Annotated in this window: 17 protein-coding genes and 1 tRNA gene; 6 read left to right on the top strand and 12 right to left on the bottom strand. The window is 52.0% G+C overall.

Going from position 1 to position 17,272, the window contains the following annotated elements; translation table 11 throughout:
- Positions 1–18 precede the first annotated feature (18 nt).
- The 4 genes from RAM15_RS05535 to RAM15_RS05520 form a co-directional block, all read right to left on the bottom strand.
- The gene (locus tag RAM15_RS05535; RefSeq protein WP_306221099.1) at positions 19–1,428 is read right to left on the bottom strand and encodes an NAD(P)(+) transhydrogenase (Re/Si-specific) subunit beta; all 1,410 of its coding nucleotides are present in this window, start codon (positions 1,426–1,428) and stop codon (positions 19–21) included.
- Positions 1,425–1,793, bottom strand: a complete 369-nt coding sequence (locus RAM15_RS05530; protein ID WP_306221098.1) for an NAD(P) transhydrogenase subunit alpha — start codon at positions 1,791–1,793, stop codon at positions 1,425–1,427. The genes RAM15_RS05535 and RAM15_RS05530 overlap by 4 nt, the downstream gene beginning before the upstream one ends.
- A complete protein-coding gene (locus RAM15_RS05525; RefSeq protein ID WP_306221097.1) occupies positions 1,790–2,980 on the bottom strand; it encodes an NAD(P) transhydrogenase subunit alpha in 1,191 nt (396 codons plus the stop codon). The genes RAM15_RS05530 and RAM15_RS05525 overlap by 4 nt, the downstream gene beginning before the upstream one ends.
- A 557-nt stretch (positions 2,981–3,537) precedes the next feature.
- Complete coding sequence (locus tag RAM15_RS05520; protein WP_306221096.1) at positions 3,538–4,410, bottom strand: hypothetical protein; 873 nt, start codon at positions 4,408–4,410, stop codon at positions 3,538–3,540.
- A 1,254-nt stretch (positions 4,411–5,664) separates the two neighbouring features.
- Here RAM15_RS05520 and RAM15_RS05515 point away from each other — a divergent pair.
- Both RAM15_RS05515 and RAM15_RS05510 read left to right on the top strand, forming a co-directional pair.
- The gene (locus RAM15_RS05515; RefSeq protein WP_306221095.1) at positions 5,665–5,811 is read left to right on the top strand and encodes a hypothetical protein; all 147 of its coding nucleotides are present in this window, start codon (positions 5,665–5,667) and stop codon (positions 5,809–5,811) included.
- Positions 5,812–5,827: 16 nt separating this feature from the next.
- On the top strand, positions 5,828–6,517 hold the full coding sequence (locus RAM15_RS05510; protein WP_306221094.1) for an aldo/keto reductase: 690 nt from the start codon (positions 5,828–5,830) through the stop codon (positions 6,515–6,517).
- Between the two features lie 203 nt (positions 6,518–6,720).
- On the opposite strand, the gene RAM15_RS05505 is transcribed toward RAM15_RS05510, so the two are convergent.
- Together RAM15_RS05505 and RAM15_RS05500 are read right to left on the bottom strand one after the other, a co-directional pair.
- On the bottom strand, positions 6,721–7,182 hold the full coding sequence (locus RAM15_RS05505; protein ID WP_306221093.1) for an NAD(P)H-dependent oxidoreductase: 462 nt from the start codon (positions 7,180–7,182) through the stop codon (positions 6,721–6,723).
- A 13-nt stretch (positions 7,183–7,195) separates the two neighbouring features.
- Positions 7,196–7,522 carry a carboxymuconolactone decarboxylase family protein gene (locus RAM15_RS05500; RefSeq protein WP_306221092.1) on the bottom strand — a complete coding sequence of 109 codons (327 nt, stop codon included), beginning with the start codon at positions 7,520–7,522 and terminating at the stop codon, positions 7,196–7,198.
- Positions 7,523–7,840: 318 nt separating this feature from the next.
- Between RAM15_RS05500 and RAM15_RS05495 the strand changes: the two genes are divergently transcribed.
- Positions 7,841–8,209 carry a VOC family protein gene (locus RAM15_RS05495; RefSeq protein ID WP_306221091.1) on the top strand — a complete coding sequence of 123 codons (369 nt, stop codon included), beginning with the start codon at positions 7,841–7,843 and terminating at the stop codon, positions 8,207–8,209.
- Between the two features lie 115 nt (positions 8,210–8,324).
- Here the strand turns inward: RAM15_RS05495 and RAM15_RS05490 are convergent, their stop codons facing one another.
- Positions 8,325–9,245 carry a LysR family transcriptional regulator gene (locus RAM15_RS05490; RefSeq protein ID WP_306221090.1) on the bottom strand — a complete coding sequence of 307 codons (921 nt, stop codon included), beginning with the start codon at positions 9,243–9,245 and terminating at the stop codon, positions 8,325–8,327.
- A gap of 228 nt (positions 9,246–9,473) precedes the next feature.
- Between RAM15_RS05490 and RAM15_RS05485 the strand changes: the two genes are divergently transcribed.
- Positions 9,474–11,933, top strand: a complete 2,460-nt coding sequence (locus RAM15_RS05485) for a DNA cytosine methyltransferase (RefSeq protein ID WP_306221089.1) — start codon at positions 9,474–9,476, stop codon at positions 11,931–11,933.
- 1 nt (position 11,934) lies between these two features.
- On the opposite strand, the gene RAM15_RS05480 is transcribed toward RAM15_RS05485, so the two are convergent.
- From RAM15_RS05480 to RAM15_RS05460, 5 genes are all read right to left on the bottom strand, one after another.
- Positions 11,935–13,122 carry a hypothetical protein gene (locus RAM15_RS05480; RefSeq protein ID WP_306221088.1) on the bottom strand — a complete coding sequence of 396 codons (1,188 nt, stop codon included), beginning with the start codon at positions 13,120–13,122 and terminating at the stop codon, positions 11,935–11,937.
- Positions 13,123–13,764: 642 nt separating this feature from the next.
- A tRNA-His gene (locus tag RAM15_RS05475) sits at positions 13,765–13,837 on the bottom strand.
- A 121-nt stretch (positions 13,838–13,958) separates the two neighbouring features.
- Entirely contained in the window at positions 13,959–14,216 is a 258-nt protein-coding gene (locus RAM15_RS05470) for a hypothetical protein (RefSeq protein WP_306221087.1), read from the bottom strand.
- 190 nt (positions 14,217–14,406) lie between these two features.
- Positions 14,407–14,976, bottom strand: a complete 570-nt coding sequence (locus RAM15_RS05465) for a DNA-deoxyinosine glycosylase (RefSeq protein ID WP_306221086.1) — start codon at positions 14,974–14,976, stop codon at positions 14,407–14,409.
- Positions 14,973–15,971 (bottom strand): YwiC-like family protein, encoded by a 999-nt coding sequence (locus tag RAM15_RS05460; RefSeq protein WP_306221085.1) that lies wholly within the window; start codon positions 15,969–15,971, stop codon positions 14,973–14,975. The genes RAM15_RS05465 and RAM15_RS05460 overlap by 4 nt, the downstream gene beginning before the upstream one ends.
- Positions 15,972–16,083: 112 nt before the next feature.
- On the opposite strand from RAM15_RS05460, the gene RAM15_RS05455 reads away from it, so the two are divergent.
- Both RAM15_RS05455 and rpsL read left to right on the top strand, forming a co-directional pair.
- On the top strand, positions 16,084–16,452 hold the full coding sequence (locus RAM15_RS05455; protein WP_306221084.1) for a DUF488 domain-containing protein: 369 nt from the start codon (positions 16,084–16,086) through the stop codon (positions 16,450–16,452).
- A 448-nt stretch (positions 16,453–16,900) separates the two neighbouring features.
- Positions 16,901–17,272 (top strand): 30S ribosomal protein S12, encoded by a 372-nt coding sequence (gene rpsL / locus RAM15_RS05450; protein WP_015022141.1) that lies wholly within the window; start codon positions 16,901–16,903, stop codon positions 17,270–17,272.

Below are 17,272 nucleotides of genomic sequence, written 5' to 3'. Positions count from 1 at the left end.
TGTGACTACAGCATATGCTCAGGCGATGAGCTCCTTGACGGATGCAATGATCGCCTGAAGGCTGACCTTGGCGTCGTTGAAGAGCATCTGTGTGTTCGGGTTGAAGTAGAGCTCATTCTCGATGCCGGCGTACCCCTTGCCCCTGCCTCTCTTGAGGACGACAACGTGCTGGGCCTTGTCGACATCCAGGATGGGCATACCGGAGACCGCGGTCCCTGGTCGGCGTGCAGCCGGGTTGGTCACGTCATTGGCGCCCACTACCAAGGCGACGTTGGCTGAGGGGAACTGGGGGTTGATGTCATCAAGGTCGATCAATTCCTCATAGGGGACGTTGGCCTCGGCCAAGAGGACGTTCATGTGTCCGGGCATACGTCCAGCCACAGGATGGATGGCATAGGAGACCTCCACGCCTCGCCCCTTGAGCAGCTCGCCCAGGTCGGCCAGTTCGCGCTGGGCCTGGGCCTGCGCCAGACCGAAGCCGGGGACGAAGATGACCTTGTCCGCATAGACCAGCTGGACGGCCACATCGTCGGGCGTGGTCTCTTTCATGGTCCCTTGGGTGCTCGCGTCCTGGGCAGCATTGGTCGAGGAGCCGCCGAACCCGCCGGCCAGAACGCTCAGGAGCGGCCTGTTCATGGCCTGGGCCATCAGGACGGATAGGGTGGCACCGGCTGCACCGACCAAAGCGCCTGCCACGATCAGAGCGACGTTGTCGATGGCCAGGCCGTTCATGGCCACAGCTGTGCCGGTGCAGGCGTTCAAGACGGAGATGACCACGGGCATGTCGGCGCCCCCGATGGGGATGACGAAGACCAGTCCGTAGCCCAGGGCGAAAATAGCCGTCAGGAGGGCCCATAGGGTCCGATTGCCCGGATTCAGGCAGAGCATGACCAGGCTGAGAACCGTCAACAGGGCGAAGAGCACATTCCAGACAGCCTTGGCCGGCAGCTTCAGGTTTTTGATCATGCTGATGCCCTGGAGCTTGCCGGCAGCTATCAGGGAGCCGGTGAAGGTGATGGAACCGATGACCACACCCAGACCGGCGGTGATCAGCACTACCAGAGTCGGGGTGCCCTCAGAAGTCAATATGTCATTCAGGGCGACCAAGGCAGCTGCGCCACCGCCAACCGTGTTGAAGACGGAAACCAGCTGAGGCATGTCCGTCATTTTGACCTTCTTGGCCGAGTAGACCCCTGCTGCGGATCCGATCAGGATGCCAAGCACAAGCAGAACGATGGCCAGGGAGGAGGTGAAACCGGTGGCGAACAGGTGGATGAAGGCCATGGCCACGGCGATGACCATGCCTGCTGCCGAAATTCGGTTACCTGTACGGGCCGTCTTGGGGGAATTCATGTAGTGCAGGCCCATGACGAACATGACCGAGGAAAGGAGGTAGACGAACCAGGTGATGATGTCGAGGGTGTTCATTTGTCGGCTCCCTCGTTCTTAGCGGTCTCGGTCGGGGCGGACGAAGCCTGTTCATCCTGGCCTGCCTTATCCTTTCCCTTGTCGGGTTTGGAGGACTTGAACATCTCCAGCATCCTGTCGGTCACCACGTAGCCGCCCACCACATTCATGGCGCCGAGGACGGCAGCCAGGAATATGAGTACATAGGAAAGCGGGGAATGGGCCTCCGCCGCGATGATGACCACTCCGACGATCACAATGCCATGAATGGAGTTGGCGCCTGACATGAGTGGTGTGTGAAGCGTGGCCGGAACCTTGCCGATCACCTCCACGCCGATCAGCAGGGCCAGAATGAAAAGCGTAATTGCTATGACCACAGAATTCATTGCTTCTGACCTTTCTCTTCGGTCTCTTCGGCATCTGGAGCATCCGCGCTTTCGCCCGTGCCGGATTCGGCTGCTCCTGTTGCCACCAGTGCCTGATCAATCTTGTCGTCCGCTTTGATGCTGAGCGCGCCATCACGAAGGAAATGCACCAGCACGTCCGCCACATTTCTGGACAGCAGGTTGGATGCCGTCGTGGCTACACCGCTGGCCAGGTATGGTGCCCCGATCATGATGACCCCCTTGTCGGTGGTCCTGGTTCCCACCTGTGATCCTTCGACGTTGCCGCCCAGGTCACTGGCAGCGCAGTCCACGATCACTGCTCCGGGGTGCAGATTGGCCACACCCTTGGCGCTCAGGAGGCGAGGAGGCTTTCCGCCTGGAACCTTGGCCGTGGTGATGACCACATCGAAGCCTGCCGCTTTGGCATCCACCGCAGCCTGCTGCTGGGCCTGTTCCTGGTCGGTCAGCTGCCGTGCATAGCCGCCCTGGCCCTGTCCCTTGGAGAAGTCCAGCCCCAAGTCGAGGAACTTGGCTCCCAAGGATTCCACCTCCTGCCTGGAAGCGGGCCTGACATCATAGGCAGTAACCACGGCTCCCAGACGTTTTGCGGTCCCGATGGCCTGCAGGCCTGCAATCCCCGCGCCCAGGACCAGGACCTTGGCTGGTCGGATGGTCCCCGCCGCAGTGGTCATCATGGGGAAGAAGGATCCATAGGCATCGGCAGCCACCAGAGCCGCCTTGTATCCCATGACCGAGTTCTGCGAGGTCATCTCATCCATGGACTGGGCCGAGCTGAGCTGTCGGGGGAGCCGCTCCATGGCGATTCCCGTAAGCCCGGCCGCTTCCAGGGATTTGATGTAGTCCCTGTCGCTCAAGGACCCCAGCATGCCGATGATCCATGTTCCGGCTGGAATCCTCTTCAGCAAGGAACTATCCGGTCTGTTGACGAAACCCAGGACTTCTGATTTGGATAGGACGGTATCCCTGTCGGTGACTGTGGCTCCCGTCCGCTGGTAGTCCTCATCCCGGAAGCCGGCTCGAGCCCCGGCCCCGGACTCCAATAGGCAGGTGATGCCTTGCCTGGTCAGCCGGGTCGCGATGTCTGGCGTTAGGGCCACACGAGACTCTTCCTCGTTTGTCTCTTTGAGGACCCCGAAGGTTACGGGAGATTGTTCTGGTCCACTCATGTCTTTCCTTTTTCAAACACAGCTGTGTGTGAGCAATTGCACCATTGATTCTAGTTGCTGCACCCTGCTGTTGGGAGGTTAGTGCAGCCTGTATGTGCTTGCGCTGTATAAGTATCAGTCGAGAAGGGACCGAACCCAAGGTATTTTCCGAATGTGGACGAGAAATAGAAGGAGCATGAAGCTGTGCCCGCATAGTTGCACCCCCGCGATCTATGCAATATCTGTAAAGTTGTAACGTCCGAGGAATGGACTCACAGTTTTGTCACCGAATTTTCTGAGGGCCGGTCGACGTAACGCATAGCATCGTAGCCCTGTCCATCCGATGCTTTCCAGCTATGACCAACTACGGTATGTGGGTTGATCATGTAAGGGTGCCGCGCGTCTTCAAGAATGATACGTGGCACCCTGAGACGCAAAATCTCAGTGAGCACGAGACCTTGGCGAACAGAACAGCTAGGCGAGCTGATTTGTTCGTCTGCTGTGGCGGTCTCACATTGACGGTCAGCCTGCCCTTCTGGACTTCTGTGTCGTCTCTGATCTATGTGCGCTGTGGCGCCTTATTCATTTCCCTCGTGCTTGTCGTTTGCCGCGGAATCCTTGGGCTTGGACTGCAGGGGATTGTGATGGTAGATGAGGGCGAAGGCAGCCAGGGTCTCGATCATGCTGGCGATGATCCAGGTGATCACGATGGCGTTCTGGTGTTTGCCGACTGTTCCCATTCGGGTGAAGATGAAGACATCCATGATGAAGGTCTGCAGCACCAGAAGGACCGTCGCCACGACTACCGTCCTGGTATGCCTGTCCGTCTCCGTTCCCTCTCCCTCCGGCTTGCCGGGAGACTTGAAGCTGGCATAGGAGAGGAGCCAGATACCGATTCCGAATAAGACTGCGGCAAGAGGCAGGGAGAAGAAGATCGGCATGGTGCTCAGGCTGAGGCCCAGAGCTGCGACCAAGACTGCAGAGGCCAGGCCCAGATAGAAGGAGTCATGGTTTTTCGCCTTGGGCGGTTTGGCAGGTTTACTTTCCCTAGTTGGCTGAGATGGCTTCTCGACAGGTACGGGCGCATCCTTTGCGGCAGACTTATTGGGTTGACTCGGCTTGTCGTCATAAGAGGGGCCATCATGCTCTCTGTCTACGTGGCCGGCTTGTTCCTGTTTATTTCGTGCTTCAGGTCTGCCAGGATCAGCGTCCTTGCTAGATGAGTCCCTGCCTTCCTTCTCGCCTGTTTGTTCTGGTGCAGGCTTCGGCTTGGGGGCGTCTTCTGCTTGGCTTTCCTTTCTGGCGTTCGCAGTTTCCACTGGTTTTGGCATGTGGTTCTTGTCGTTTATGGTTGTTTGTTGGGAACTTTCCCGTGTGTCGTCGCTCCGCGAGGAGTTGCCCTCATGCCTGCCTTGGTTCTTATTCGCACGTTCGTTTCGATTGTTGCTCATCTGATCCTCCAGGCTTGTACTTCCCGTCACTTGTGGCAGGTCATCTGGTAGCCTGCCTATTTTCAGGAAGCAACCTCCGTTGAGGCCAGTTTATGTGTCATTTACTCGTAAAAGCGGCATTGACTGGCACTAGGTCGGCATCATTTCGATATTGACCAAGTGCAGGTGAAGCACAGAAAGTTAGTTAAGAGGAAGGGCCTGCAAAAGCGTTGGATTCGTTGCAATAAATTCAACGACGAAGGATGCTGGTTTTATGAATGGACAGTATCGGCGGTCATGATTGATACTGATTGTGTGCTCTTGTGTCCTTTTAATCCTCTGCCCATTCCTTATGCAAAAGATATATTCTGTGCTGCTACGTTGCCGCGATCAGTCAGAAGATTGTATATCTTGACTTGTCGAGGGCATCCAGGGCGGCAGGGAAGTCCTCAGCCTTGGTAAGGACATAGTCCATGTTGTAGGTCGAGACAGCGAAATGCTTATGCACTTGTGAGCCAGAATGGTGGAAATCGGCGCCAGGATGCCGATAAGTGAAAAATCAAGTATGCCTTGGATGCAGAAGGCCCGCCATTTGTCGCTGCGTTCCAGGTGCTGGCTGGGAGCCATCTCGGCTGGACAGGCCAATGAAGTCTCTTAGTCGGTTCGACCTGAAAATACAAAAGGTGAGTTTAGATCAATCTCTGTATAATCAGCAATCTTGCAGACAGTCAGTTCCGCTTCTATGGGCTGGATACATTTGCCCTGCACTTACCCTGTCGCCGGGCTGCAATTTTTGGTCGCCAGTGACTCGCTTTTTAAATATGAACGGATGATAGCGTATAGCGCAACTAGGGCCCATACGCATTCGAGGCAAAAGGCCCACCTACGATTAGTCAGAGCATAGACGGCCAGCAAGCATGCGCCGATAAGGTTCAAAACAATGTTGACCCGGCTGCCGCTGGGCAGTCGTAGCGGCAGCATCGAAGCAAAGGCCATGAGTAGAAACAGAGATCCAATAAGTTGAGCCATTAGGAACAGATCAACCACTCCTTCCACAAGTGACCTGTTGAGCGTCGCCGTCAATCCGGGTACGGTGCGTCTCGTCCGGGGAAGGGATGCTTCTGGAAGTCGCAGTAGCATTACTGGCAGGGATCGAAGGTCCGGTGCACATACGCATAAGCAGAGGATGAATATTTAGCCAAAAGTAACGGGTAACGTACTATCATCCTACGCTTTGTTAGATTGCCGGAGGGCATCACCAAGAGACGATAGCGCATGGAAAAACTGCAGCTGAGCGATGGCTTCGAGCTTCCCATATTGGGATTCGGAGTCTACCAGATAGGTGATCTGGATGAATGCAGACGTGGTGTGGCATCGGCCCTCGATTGGGACTACCGCCTTATCGATACAGCCGCCTTCTGATGGCAACGAGAGAGCAGTGGGGGATGCGCTGAGGGAATCTGCTATTCCTCGAGAGGAAGTGAGCCTTTCCTCAAAGGTCTGGATTCAGCAAAATGGTTACGAGGGGACGATGCAGTCCTTTGAAAAGACCCTGATCAACCTGCAGACGGACTACCTGGATCTGTACCTTATCCATATACCTTATGGCGATTATCATGGGTCGTGGAGAGCTATGGAAGACCTGTATGACCAAGGCCGCGTTCGTGCCATCGGAGTCTGCAATTTCCTGCCTGACCGGCTAATTGATTTGATCCTTTCCAGCAGAATCGCGCCTATGGTCAATCAGATTGAGTTGCATCCCTTCACCCAGCAGATCGCACTTCGAAAGGTCATGGACGAGCAGGGGGTTGCACCCATGGCCTGGGCGCCTCTGGCTAAAGGTCGTCGGGGAATTTTCGACAATCCTGTCCTCATGCGTATCGGCCAGCGCTACGGCAAGACACCGGCCCAGATAGTATTGCGCTGGCTGACCCAGCAGGGGATATGCGCCATCCCGAAATCCGCGCATGAGGAACGGATTCGCGAGAACCACAATATTGCAGATTTCAGTCTTGATGATGACGATATGCATGACATCAGAGCCATGGATACAGGAGGTCGCCTATTTCTTAATGTGGATACGCCTGAGGAGACCACACGTCTGCATGGGTTATCTTATACACAGTGACTGAGGTCCGCTGAGCTGATAAGACGAGGGCGCCCGCACTTTAAGATTCCTGTGTGGATGCCCTCGTCTTGATATTAGGGATTCTTGCTGAGGCTCTTCATGCGCCTGCGCCTATTGTGCCGGCCAGTCGCCTTGCAGACAGCTCAAGTAATCTTTGGCTGCCTTTTCCAGGCTCTGATCGCTCATACCTGAGCTAACGCCGGTCAGAATAAAGGGCTTCCGATAGAGGTTCCAATGAGATTGCTGGTAGCTTTGAACGGAGCCAGGAGCTCGTCCACCGTATAGCCGAATTCGCCCTCATGGTGATAGTTCTCTCCGGCAGAGCCGACCGAGACGGCGAGCATGAGTTCCTTGCCTTTCAGGGCATCGCCGTGGGTACCGTAGGCCCATCCGTAGGTTAGTACCAGGTCTTCCCACTCCTTGAGCAGCGGAGGACAGCTGTACCAATACATGGGAAACTGCCATACCAGACGGTCGCAGCCTTTGAGGAATGCTTGCTCACTAGGGATGTCGATCTGATTTGAGCGCAAGGCAGCATATTCGTCCCGGACCAGGATACCTTTATCCTCATGTCCCTTGGCTTTCCGCATCAGGCGGGCATTGATCCGTGAGGCTTCCATATGGGGGTGGAAGACCAGGACTGCCGTCTTGGCGTTTTGCTTCATGCCTTATTCTCCTTCAGTCGTCATTTTGCCAGATTTGCTTGGCGCGGTTGAAAGCCGACCAGGCCTTCGGACAGCCTGCGTAGAAAGCCAGATGGGTAATTTCTGCTGCTATCTCGTCCTTGGTGATGCCGTTCTTTTTTCCCATGTTCAGATGAGCGTCGAGCTGTTCTGTGCTGCCCATGGCAATCAATGCGGCTATGGTGATCATGCTTCTGTCGTGCGCGGACAGTGCTTGTTCATCAGCCCAGACTTCACCGAATAGAACATCGTCATTCAGAGCTGCGAACTGAGGCGCGAATTCGCCCAACTGCTCTCTTCCTGCTGTTTGTTTTGTGGCCATGACGTTCCCTTCCTCGCTGACTGTATGATCTCCCAAGACACAGGTTCGCTGCCGTCTTGGATGTGAACGGCAATAGTTTATGGCCCTCGAAACGGTATGTATAATGCCATTTGCTTATATGTTGGTATTCGTTTTTGCATGGGTGCGTTGCCGAGCTTTCATCCGATTGGTTTCTTCTTGACTCTGGCAGGAGTCTTGTCTGTTGTGACTATGGGTCGCCTTCTCTGCTGGTCCCAATGCCAGTTTTTCGAATGCGCCCGCTTAGGCTGTCTTTTGGGTTACTAGGCGATGGGAGTTGAGCTCATGAGAATCACTGGTTTGGATCATCTGGTCATCACAGTGCAGGATGTCGATGCGACCTGCGCGTTTTACCATGATGTGCTGGGCATGCAGGTACAGACGTTCGGCGATGGGCGTTTGGCGCTGAAATTCGGCCAGCAGAAGATCAACATTCACGAGGCCGGCCACGAGATTGACCCCAAGGCGGACAAGCCTACGCCAGGCTCGGCTGATTTATGTTTGCTCGTGGAGGATTCGCTGGATGATGTGGTTGCCGCGCTTCATGAGCATCATATCGATTATATGGGTCCGGTAAATCGGACTGGCGCGCAAGGGGCCATCACCTCGGTGTACGTCAGGGATCCCGATAGGAACCTGATCGAGCTTTCCAGATACGACCAGGACTGATATGGAATATGAACCGGATACGTCAGTACATGCACCCTCCCGGCTTAATTCTTTGAGCCGGGAGGTCAATTAGTGCAGGTTGGGTTTCGTGGGTCTGCTTACATCTCGAGTCGCATCATAGCGTTTTCCTGGCTTCTGTAGATTTGCAGGCGTTTTCTGTTCCAATCTGTCTTCGTAATATTTCCAGATACTGACTCGCCGCCGATGAAAAATGCCTATTGCTCTTCCAAACCAGGTTCACTCTTGTTCTAAATTCAGGCACCAGAGGTTTGAAGACCAGATTTGAGCCCTCGGTCAGATTGATGATGCGGTCCAGGCAGAGCGCGTAACCACATCCTTCGCTGACGAATAGTGACACGTTGAAGAGCAGATTGTAGGTTCCTACAACATGCAGTTCGTGCTCTGAGAAGGAACTCCATCCGCTGAATTCTCTGTCGAACCTGACCTGCCGTGAGAGCAGGAGGGGTATCTGTTCAAGATCTTCCTGGCGGATGCCATCATGGCTGGCCAACGTGGAGTCCTTGCGTATGAGCAATCCCCATCTGTCGGCTGTAGGCAAGCTGATATAGGAGTATTTGGTGTTGTCCGAGGGCTCAAAAAGCAGGCCAAAATCCAGAAGTCCTGATTCTAATTGATCTGTTACGGCCTGACCATTGCCGCTGAAAATGTGGAACTTTACCTGAGGATACTGCTGCAGCATGCACTCTGCGGCCCTGGCCAGGAAGCGCACGGCTTCTGTTTCCCCTGCCCCGATGTAGACGTTGCCGTTGATTGGCTTGTCCATGCTTGTGAGCTCGGCCTCGGCACGGTCGGCCATGAGCACGATCTCGCGTGCCCGGTCGCGCAACAGTTCCCCGGCCGGGGTCAGCGTGATTGTGCGGCTTCCGCGGTCAAAGAGTTTGTGCTCTAGATGCTCTTCCAGATCTTTTATCTGCCTGGACAGGGATGGCTGGGATATGTTCAGGTACTCAGCTGCCCCAGTGATGCTTCCCTCTTCAACGATGGCCAGGAAATACCTCAGCACCCGTAAATACATTCTGTATTCAACTATGCAATTTGATATGATGATAAACGTAGTATAAAACCACTTTGTTTAAATAACCTAAGTGGTTTCCTCGAACGACGGCGACTCTAATTCATGTAAACTCCTGCTCCAAAATGCCGTGGAAAGGCATAATTTCACATAGTGTGAGTGAATAAAGAGATGAAGGACAAAAAGCAAAACGCTGATGTAAATTTCCTTCTTATGCTGTATTGTTGACCTATGAATTCAGTTAAAGCGGAAAACTCATATATTAGCCTATTCAGCTCGGGAGGTATTGGCGACATTGGCTTTCATGATGAGCATTTCTTCTGCATAGCTTCAGCTGAATTGTTATCTAAACGAATCGAAATACAAAGAATCAATCACATTGCAGATGACAATAGATTGATATGTGGCGATTTACTGTTACCAGGTCCATTCGAAACTGTGTTATCTCTCGCAGAGAACTATATGGAAGAGAAACAGCAGCCTATTACCGCTGTAATTGCTACTCCTCCATGTCAGGGGATGTCTGTTGCGAACCATAAAAAGGGCGATGAGCTGAAAAGAAATTCGCTTGTGGTACGGTCGATAGAACTTATTCAAAAGGTTAAGCCTCTAGTTTTCATATTTGAAAATGTTCCGGCGTTTATGAAGACTATTTGTACTGGCCAAGATGGAATTAATCGTCCGATTAAGGATGAAATCGAATCAGACTTGGGTGCTACTTATGAATTTTATTCGCATGTGTTGCAGCTGAGCAACTATGGTTCTCCGTCAAGCCGTACCCGATCTCTTACCATTGGAGTGCGCAACGATATCACATGGGTAACTCCTTTGGATTTGTTCCCGAGTAAGAAAAGTGCGCCTACGCTGCGTGATCTAATCGGAGATCTTCCCCGACTGACGGAAATGGGGCAAAGCTCAGAGGGGGATGTGCTACATTCTTTCAGACCGTATAACAAAGAGATGCGGTCATGGATTCATGATTTAAAAGAAGGACATTCTGCTTTTGAAAATAAGGACCCACTTAAGAGGCCACATAGAGTAGTTAATGGCAAAGTTATTCAGAATGTGCAGAAAAATGGTGACAAGTATAGACGTGTTCCTTGGGATGCTGTGGCTCCGTGCGTGCATACGCGGAATGATATCCTGGCAAGCCAGAATACGATTCACCCAGAAGATGATCGGGTTTTCAGTATCCGAGAATTAATGAGAATGATGGGCGTTCGTGATGATTATCATTGGTTCGATTCGCAGACGGATGCAGGTTCATGCGCTTGTATGAGCGAATTAAAAAATCACGCATTAAATATTAGACAGTGTCTCGGCGAAGCCATACCAGTGCCTGTGACGCAATCGATAGCACGCCACATCAGTAAAGCTCTTACACCATTTCTCAGGTTTTCGTCACAACGACCTAGACGCGCACATGTTTCTAACTGGGCAAGTGAAGCACAAAAATGTGCTTACGTCGAAGTTTCAGAATTGCGCAAAAAAAGTTTGTCTGCTTATTATACAGAACCCTTGATCGCCTTTTCAGTCGTTAAGCGATCGTTAGCAGAATATAAGGAGAATCGAAATAAAGCGATTAAGATTCTGGAGCCTTCTTGCGGAAGCGGCGTGTTTATTCAGATACTGAATCAGTTTGCTGAGTTTTACCCGATAGATTTGGATTGCTTAGATATCGATGTAGAAGTCATAAAACAAGTGAAAAAACGATTCCAAACCTCAAATAACTTTATTAATTTGACGATATGTCGAAAAGATTTTCTCAAAGATTGCAGCGAGATGATTCATGATTTCGATTTAATAATTGGGAATCCTCCTTTTGGGCGCAGGAAGTTGGATAAGAACAGTGCTTGGGGAAAAGACTCGGAGCTGTCTGTTAGGTTCTTAAGGAAAGCGGTCTCGTTAGCCGAGAGAGTAGCTTTCGTATTACCCAAAGCATTTTTACACGCAGCCTATTACCAAGATATACGTAACACAATTGCATCTATGACTGATGTACGACATATATTAGATTTCGGTGAATTCACATTTCATGATGCTAAAATTGAAACAATAGGTTTAGTCATAGAAGTGGTAAGCGATTATAGAAAAGGGAAAAATCTCTTAAAAATTAAATCATGGCCGCAAGAGTGTATGGCGGCAGGACCATCTGAATATTATCTAGATTGCCGATTCCCAACATGGATCATTTATCGGAATAGCCAATTTGACAAAACTGTTCAGTTATTAAAGTTAGGTGTATTTAGAGCATGGAGAGATAGGAAGATTAGCCGACGACTTGCTGTATCTAGCGGGATAAGAGTACTACGCGGGAGAAACATCGGAATGAACGGTCACTTAGAGCACGATTCAAGAGACTACAAAGTTTCGAAATCTACTGCAGACAGTGTTTCGTCATCTATAGCAAGATTACCTGGAAACAGCAAATTCTTGGCTCCTAATCTGTCGTATAACCCTCGGGTTATAGAGTTCGAAAGTGGCAAAAGTGCAGTCCCTGATGGGAGTTGTGCGGTCCTGTATGGAGATTTGAACCCCGAGTCTTCTCGAACTTTCTTATCATTCGCAGACAGCAAGCAATTCCAATCTTTTTATAGGATAGCTTGTAATTATTCTACGAGATCTATCAATATAGACTCTTGTTTAGTTTATTGGTGGGGAGTGCCCAAAAACCCGGAAAAAATACACTAATTTAGTCCACATGATTGATTATTGCGTCTCGCAGAGACTTATACGTCGGCTTAAGATCTTGTAGACCCCAACCAGCTTCAAGGACCTTTACGAAACCACTATAAGTGTACATTCCATCTCTTTCAAGAACACTCTTTTTGATGGTTTCCAGTTTTTGTGATAAGCAAACACGCTGAAAGGATAAATCAATCTTATGTGTATTTCCATCAGGATGAGCTTGCCCAAGATGCTGGCCAGGTGTGAGTGCAATCATATTTTCGGGTATTTCAGCTAAAGTAGGGTAAGAATGGACTGGGAAAATGTGGTGGATATGCGTAGCTTTCCCCAAGGAAGAATCAGGAATTTCCGAAATTTGTCTCTGGTATGTCTTGACTTTAAGCATTACAGCGTCTGTGAGATGCCTGTGCAATTCATATTCTGCGCCGCTCTTTGATTGTTGAATATACTCTTGGCGAGTCATTTGTTTGGGTTTCTTCGAAGCAATATCTCTCCAATTTGGTTTGTTATAGATGAGGTCTATGTTTGTTGGTGGACAATCCATTACACGACCTCTCTTGATTCCTGGAATCAGTAATGCATAAGCTGTTAGATTAATTACCTTTGGAAAAATTCGTCCTGCCTCAACTTCGGGATGTGCGCTACCTTTGCTGCCTAATGACATGGTATTTATTAAGAGGTTCGTGAATTGCTTTTTCAAGTTATCCATGTCTTCTTGTTTATGCTGACTGTCTGCATATGTCGTGATATATTGCCACCAATTAAATTTTTTTAGCACCCACTCGATGTATTGAATTAGAAAAACTCTACATTGATTTTCATCACCGGCTATGCGTTGAAGCACTCCAGAATTTTGTACCGAGTATATTCTTTTCCTATCTTGCAGTGAAGAACTCAAAACGCCTGAGTAAGCTAGGACATTTAGGTTCTGGGCAATGAATTTGTCATACTCATCGTTTGCTTTTTTGTCACTCAAAGGCGGTTTGCCATACTGCCTGGTAAGAGCACTGTTTAGCGAGAGGCACTTTTGTATATCGAACCGAGAGAAAACAGTATGAGTAGGTGCAGTGTAGTGTGCGGCGTCTGCTATTTGGGCCAAATTATCATATGTTACCTTTTGATCAAACCACCGAACCCCACCAGCATTAGAAGAAGTAAATGACATTGTATACGCCGCTTTGTGTTTCATCATTTGATTTCCTTTTTACAGATACTATTTTAGCTCATATTCAGTTTACACATATCTGATTTTCGAATTGAATTGTAATTCGGAATTATTTACCATTTAAAAGTAAAAATCAGGAAAGACTTTTTCTCTTGACACGGGCAGGATTAATCAAATCCCTTGTACAAATAACAGATAACCGCTAACCAATGGTTCTATCGAAAGACCGTGTTCGACTTATTTCGTGACTATTATTTAAAACGCATCTTCAGATTCAGAAATAATGGACAATTCCCGGTATCTAATTCACCAGTTGTTTGTAGCTAATGTCGTCTCTCGAGCGGTAAAGGTCTTGATCTCGAAATGTCATGTCTTGGCACTATATGGTCGTGTCAGAAAAATAAGAATCTGATCAAGGATGCCAGAAATACTGCACTATCATATATTTAGCAAATCCAAAGCTAGCAACGTGGCAAAAAGCAGCAATTTAGCATTCACAGCTTCGGCGAGATCAAAAGCGGCTCATGGAAGCAAAATTAAGGAGAACCAGAATGAGGCCTGAGATTGTTACAGAAATTAGAGAGATTTGATTGGTCCAGGTAAAAGCAGCTCAAAGTCCTATTGAAACAAGGCGCATCTAAAGTTAAAAATAATACAAACATCTAGCGGGGTGGCTAACGCGGCTCGAACGCGCGACCTCCTGAACCACAATCAGGTGCTCTACCGACTGAGCTATAGCCACCATGGTGTATCGACCCGCATCGCGGATCAATGCAACAGATGAAACTATACACGATGGCATGACATGGCACGCCGGTGAAATGCGGCTCATATGGCAAAGGTCGTGCTTCGTCTTTGAACTTTCAGCTCACGACCATGGCCTCTGCATAAAAAGCCTCCAGCACTACCAGGGTCTGATTATTGACCGTGAAGTCCGGATTTTCCAGTGCCGGTCGCACGTTCTCTGAGGCCCAGAAGGAGTCATGCGCCTCGCGCCAATCTGTCGGGCTTTTATAGCCTTCTCCCTTGTTCAGAAGATGCTGCCATGTGACCAAGCCTAGTTGTGTCACGCTTAGCGAGGCATATCTGAGGACGGCAACAGGCTGGTCATCCGAGCCCACCAGAACCGTTCATCGGCCGGAGGAGGGAAGTGGTTCATGAACGGTGATGAATTCTGCCATCAGGCTTGTCGTAGCAGTTTTGCACCCATCCAGGACCGCTTCCGCCAGATGGTCACGTTTTGGATCAGGGAAGGCGAATTCATCCTTGGGAAGATTCGCAACATCCTGGGCTTTGACTGTCGATATCTGTCTATTTGCCGTAGTCGGAGCGATTGCCTGGCTTTCTCGGCTCTGCTTCGTCGAGCGCTTTTCTTATGGGTTGATAGGCCTTGATCAGATCGGTCAGGCTCATAGCGGCGTTGGCGGGGCTGGTGGATGGCAGGTTGATCATCATCGGTCGATACCCCTTCTCCTGCAGGCTCGGCAGGCAGTACCGACGGTAAAGCTGGCCTGCCTTGCGTCCTGTAGTGAATATGGTGTCGATAGGCGCACGGTCCAGCAGGCCGGCGATGTCGGCAGGAACGACATTGGTGATAGAAGCATCGGAGGCGCCGTGGATGTCGGATTCTTGGATGACATCCCATAGTGCTATGCGGTGATTGAGAGCGAACCGTGCGCGGACAGCCGGATCAGGCTCCGGAACAGGCTGGTCGAAGAGCGCGGCCAGCACGGGCCAGAAGCGGTTGCGCGGAAACATGTAGTAGAAGCCAGCCTCACGCGAACTCGGGCTGGGAATGGATCCCAGGATCAGCACACGGGAGCGGTCATTCCAGACAGGCCCGAACTCATGAGTGACGTGTGAGGACGAACCTGCAGTCATGCGCCGAGCAGGCTTGTCAGAGCCGCAGTCATCACGTCAGCCTGAGCGATCACCAGAATGAAGACCAGCAAGCTGGTTGCGCATTCGACCAATCCCACATACAGAATGGGGATGCGGCGCCGACGGGAGATTGCGGGCAGCAGGGCCGCGCGAACCAGCAGAACCAGGGCGGTCAACAGAGGCCACCACCCTGCGTTGCGCACCATGGCGATCCCGATCAGGCAGAGGGCCAGGTTCCAGGCCAGGGAAAGCAGGTAGCACCAGGTCTTGCCGCGCTCGCGGATCATGGTCTTGACGAAGATGACCGAACCGAACTGGGTCACAGCGAAGACAGCTGCACTGACCACTCCGATCGATGGCAGGGCGGCGCTAGGGAAAAATCCGCTGGCGAAGCAGTCCACAGGGGGATTCGGCTGGCATCCAAAGTAGCCGGCGTTGCCACCTTCCATTCCTGGTCCCGACTGCTGGAATCGCGACCCAAGGGAGACGGCGATCAGACAGAGCGTGCAGGCCGCAATCACGGCCACAGCATCGTTCCACCAGGAGCGTTCCGTGCGCATCCAGGCGGCAGCGAAGTTCAGCACGCCCAGCACCAGGTAGAGCGGGGCCCATCGCAGGAGCCCGGGGGTGCCGATCAACAGGATCAGACCGGTCACGGCCGTGAGCAGGGCGTAACCCAGAGCTGGCGGCGCGAATCTGGCAGCCCGATGCGAGACCATCCATCTCGAGCCAGTGAACTCAAAGCAGTAGCAGAAAGCCCAGGCGACCATGAGCAGCAGGCTCCTCCAGGTCGGGCCTCCGACCAGCAGCCCAGCCAAGCCCGGCATCAAGGCCATGGCCCAGCCGCCTATCTGGTCGGGTATCCATAGGCGCCGCCACTGCCGTCCCTTGGATCCTGGTCCGGTCGATTTTGCCGAATTGCGGGCTTGAGGGCTTGGTCTGCTGCCGTTTGATCCGGCCGCCTTGCCCTTGTCTGCGTCTGTAAGCATACTCATCAGCCTACGCCCCGGTATGGCAGTCGCTGTCTCTTCCGTAATGCCGATTCCGTCAATATCATGGTTCAAGGAGACATGAATCACTCGGGTCCCTGGTTTCAGGAGGCAGATGATGGGTCAGGTGGATATCAAGCGCGTATACGAGCAGGCCGCTGACGAGGACGGGATCCGCATCCTGGTCGACAGGCTCTGGCCGCGCGGTGTCAGCAAGGAGCGGGCAGCCCTGTCCGGCTGGCTCAAAGACGTCGCTCCCAGTCCGGACCTGCGGCGCTGGTGGCACCATGATCCGGACCGTTTCGAGGATTTCGCCCGCCGCTACCGTACCGAGCTGGATGACAATCCCGCCCTGGGGGATCTGCTGAGCATTGTGCGCGAACACGATCGGACGACACTGGTCTATGCGGCCAAGGATCCGGCCGTCAACCATGCCCTGATCCTGCGCGACTACATTCGCCAGGCTCTTGAAAAGGAAGGTAAGTAGACACTCGCATTGATGATTCCTGCATCTCTATTTACTGATCCAAATACGTACTTCTGATACCTATCTATATATCTATGCATGTAGGACGCCGTTATAGGTATCTGTAAATATAAGGTCTGTTGCAGGGGGCTTCTTATAAACGGTTCCAGTGCGGCATCACAGTGAGCAAAGCTCAGAGCATACTTCAGAGTGCTAGACGTGGCCGTGTCTGCCCCGGTGATATACTTTCCATCGTGTGTGCCGACAGCATGCCTTATGTTACAGGTGAGCTTGTCGGGATATCCCCGAATCCGAAGAATGCAGGCAGCAATGCCCGGCAGGAGGATCAGGGGCCATCGGGCCGGTGGACAGTGGCTGATCTCTCCTCCTGGGAGCGACTGCGGCTGCGGTGCGGCGGTCTCGCAGTGCAAACGAAGACAAGTTCATCGAAGGAATCGGAGAGAGTCAGTTGCCAACAATTGAACAGCTCGTCCGCAAAGGGCGCAAGGCCAAGCCTCGCAAGTCGAAGACTTTGGCACTCAAGGGCAGCCCGCTGCGTCGCGGTGTGTGCACCCGTGTCTACACCACCACACCCAAGAAGCCGAATTCGGCTCTGCGTAAGGTTGCCCGTGTCCGTCTGAGCTCCGGCATCGAGGTTTCCGCCTACATCCCCGGCGAGGGCCACAACCTGCAGGAGCACTCCATCGTGCTGGTGCGCGGCGGACGTGTCAAGGATCTGCCCGGCGTGCGCTACCACATCGTGCGCGGTGCGCTGGATACCCAGGGAGTCAAGGATCGCAAGCAGGGCCGTTCCCTGTACGGAGCAAAGAAGGCCAAGTAA

Source organism: Bifidobacterium asteroides, from assembly GCF_030758775.1.
Classification (GTDB): Bacteria; Actinomycetota; Actinomycetes; order Actinomycetales; family Bifidobacteriaceae; genus Bombiscardovia; species Bombiscardovia kimbladii.
The sequence above is the reverse complement of the archived record's forward strand: the minus strand, read 5'-3'. Positions and strand labels throughout refer to the sequence as shown.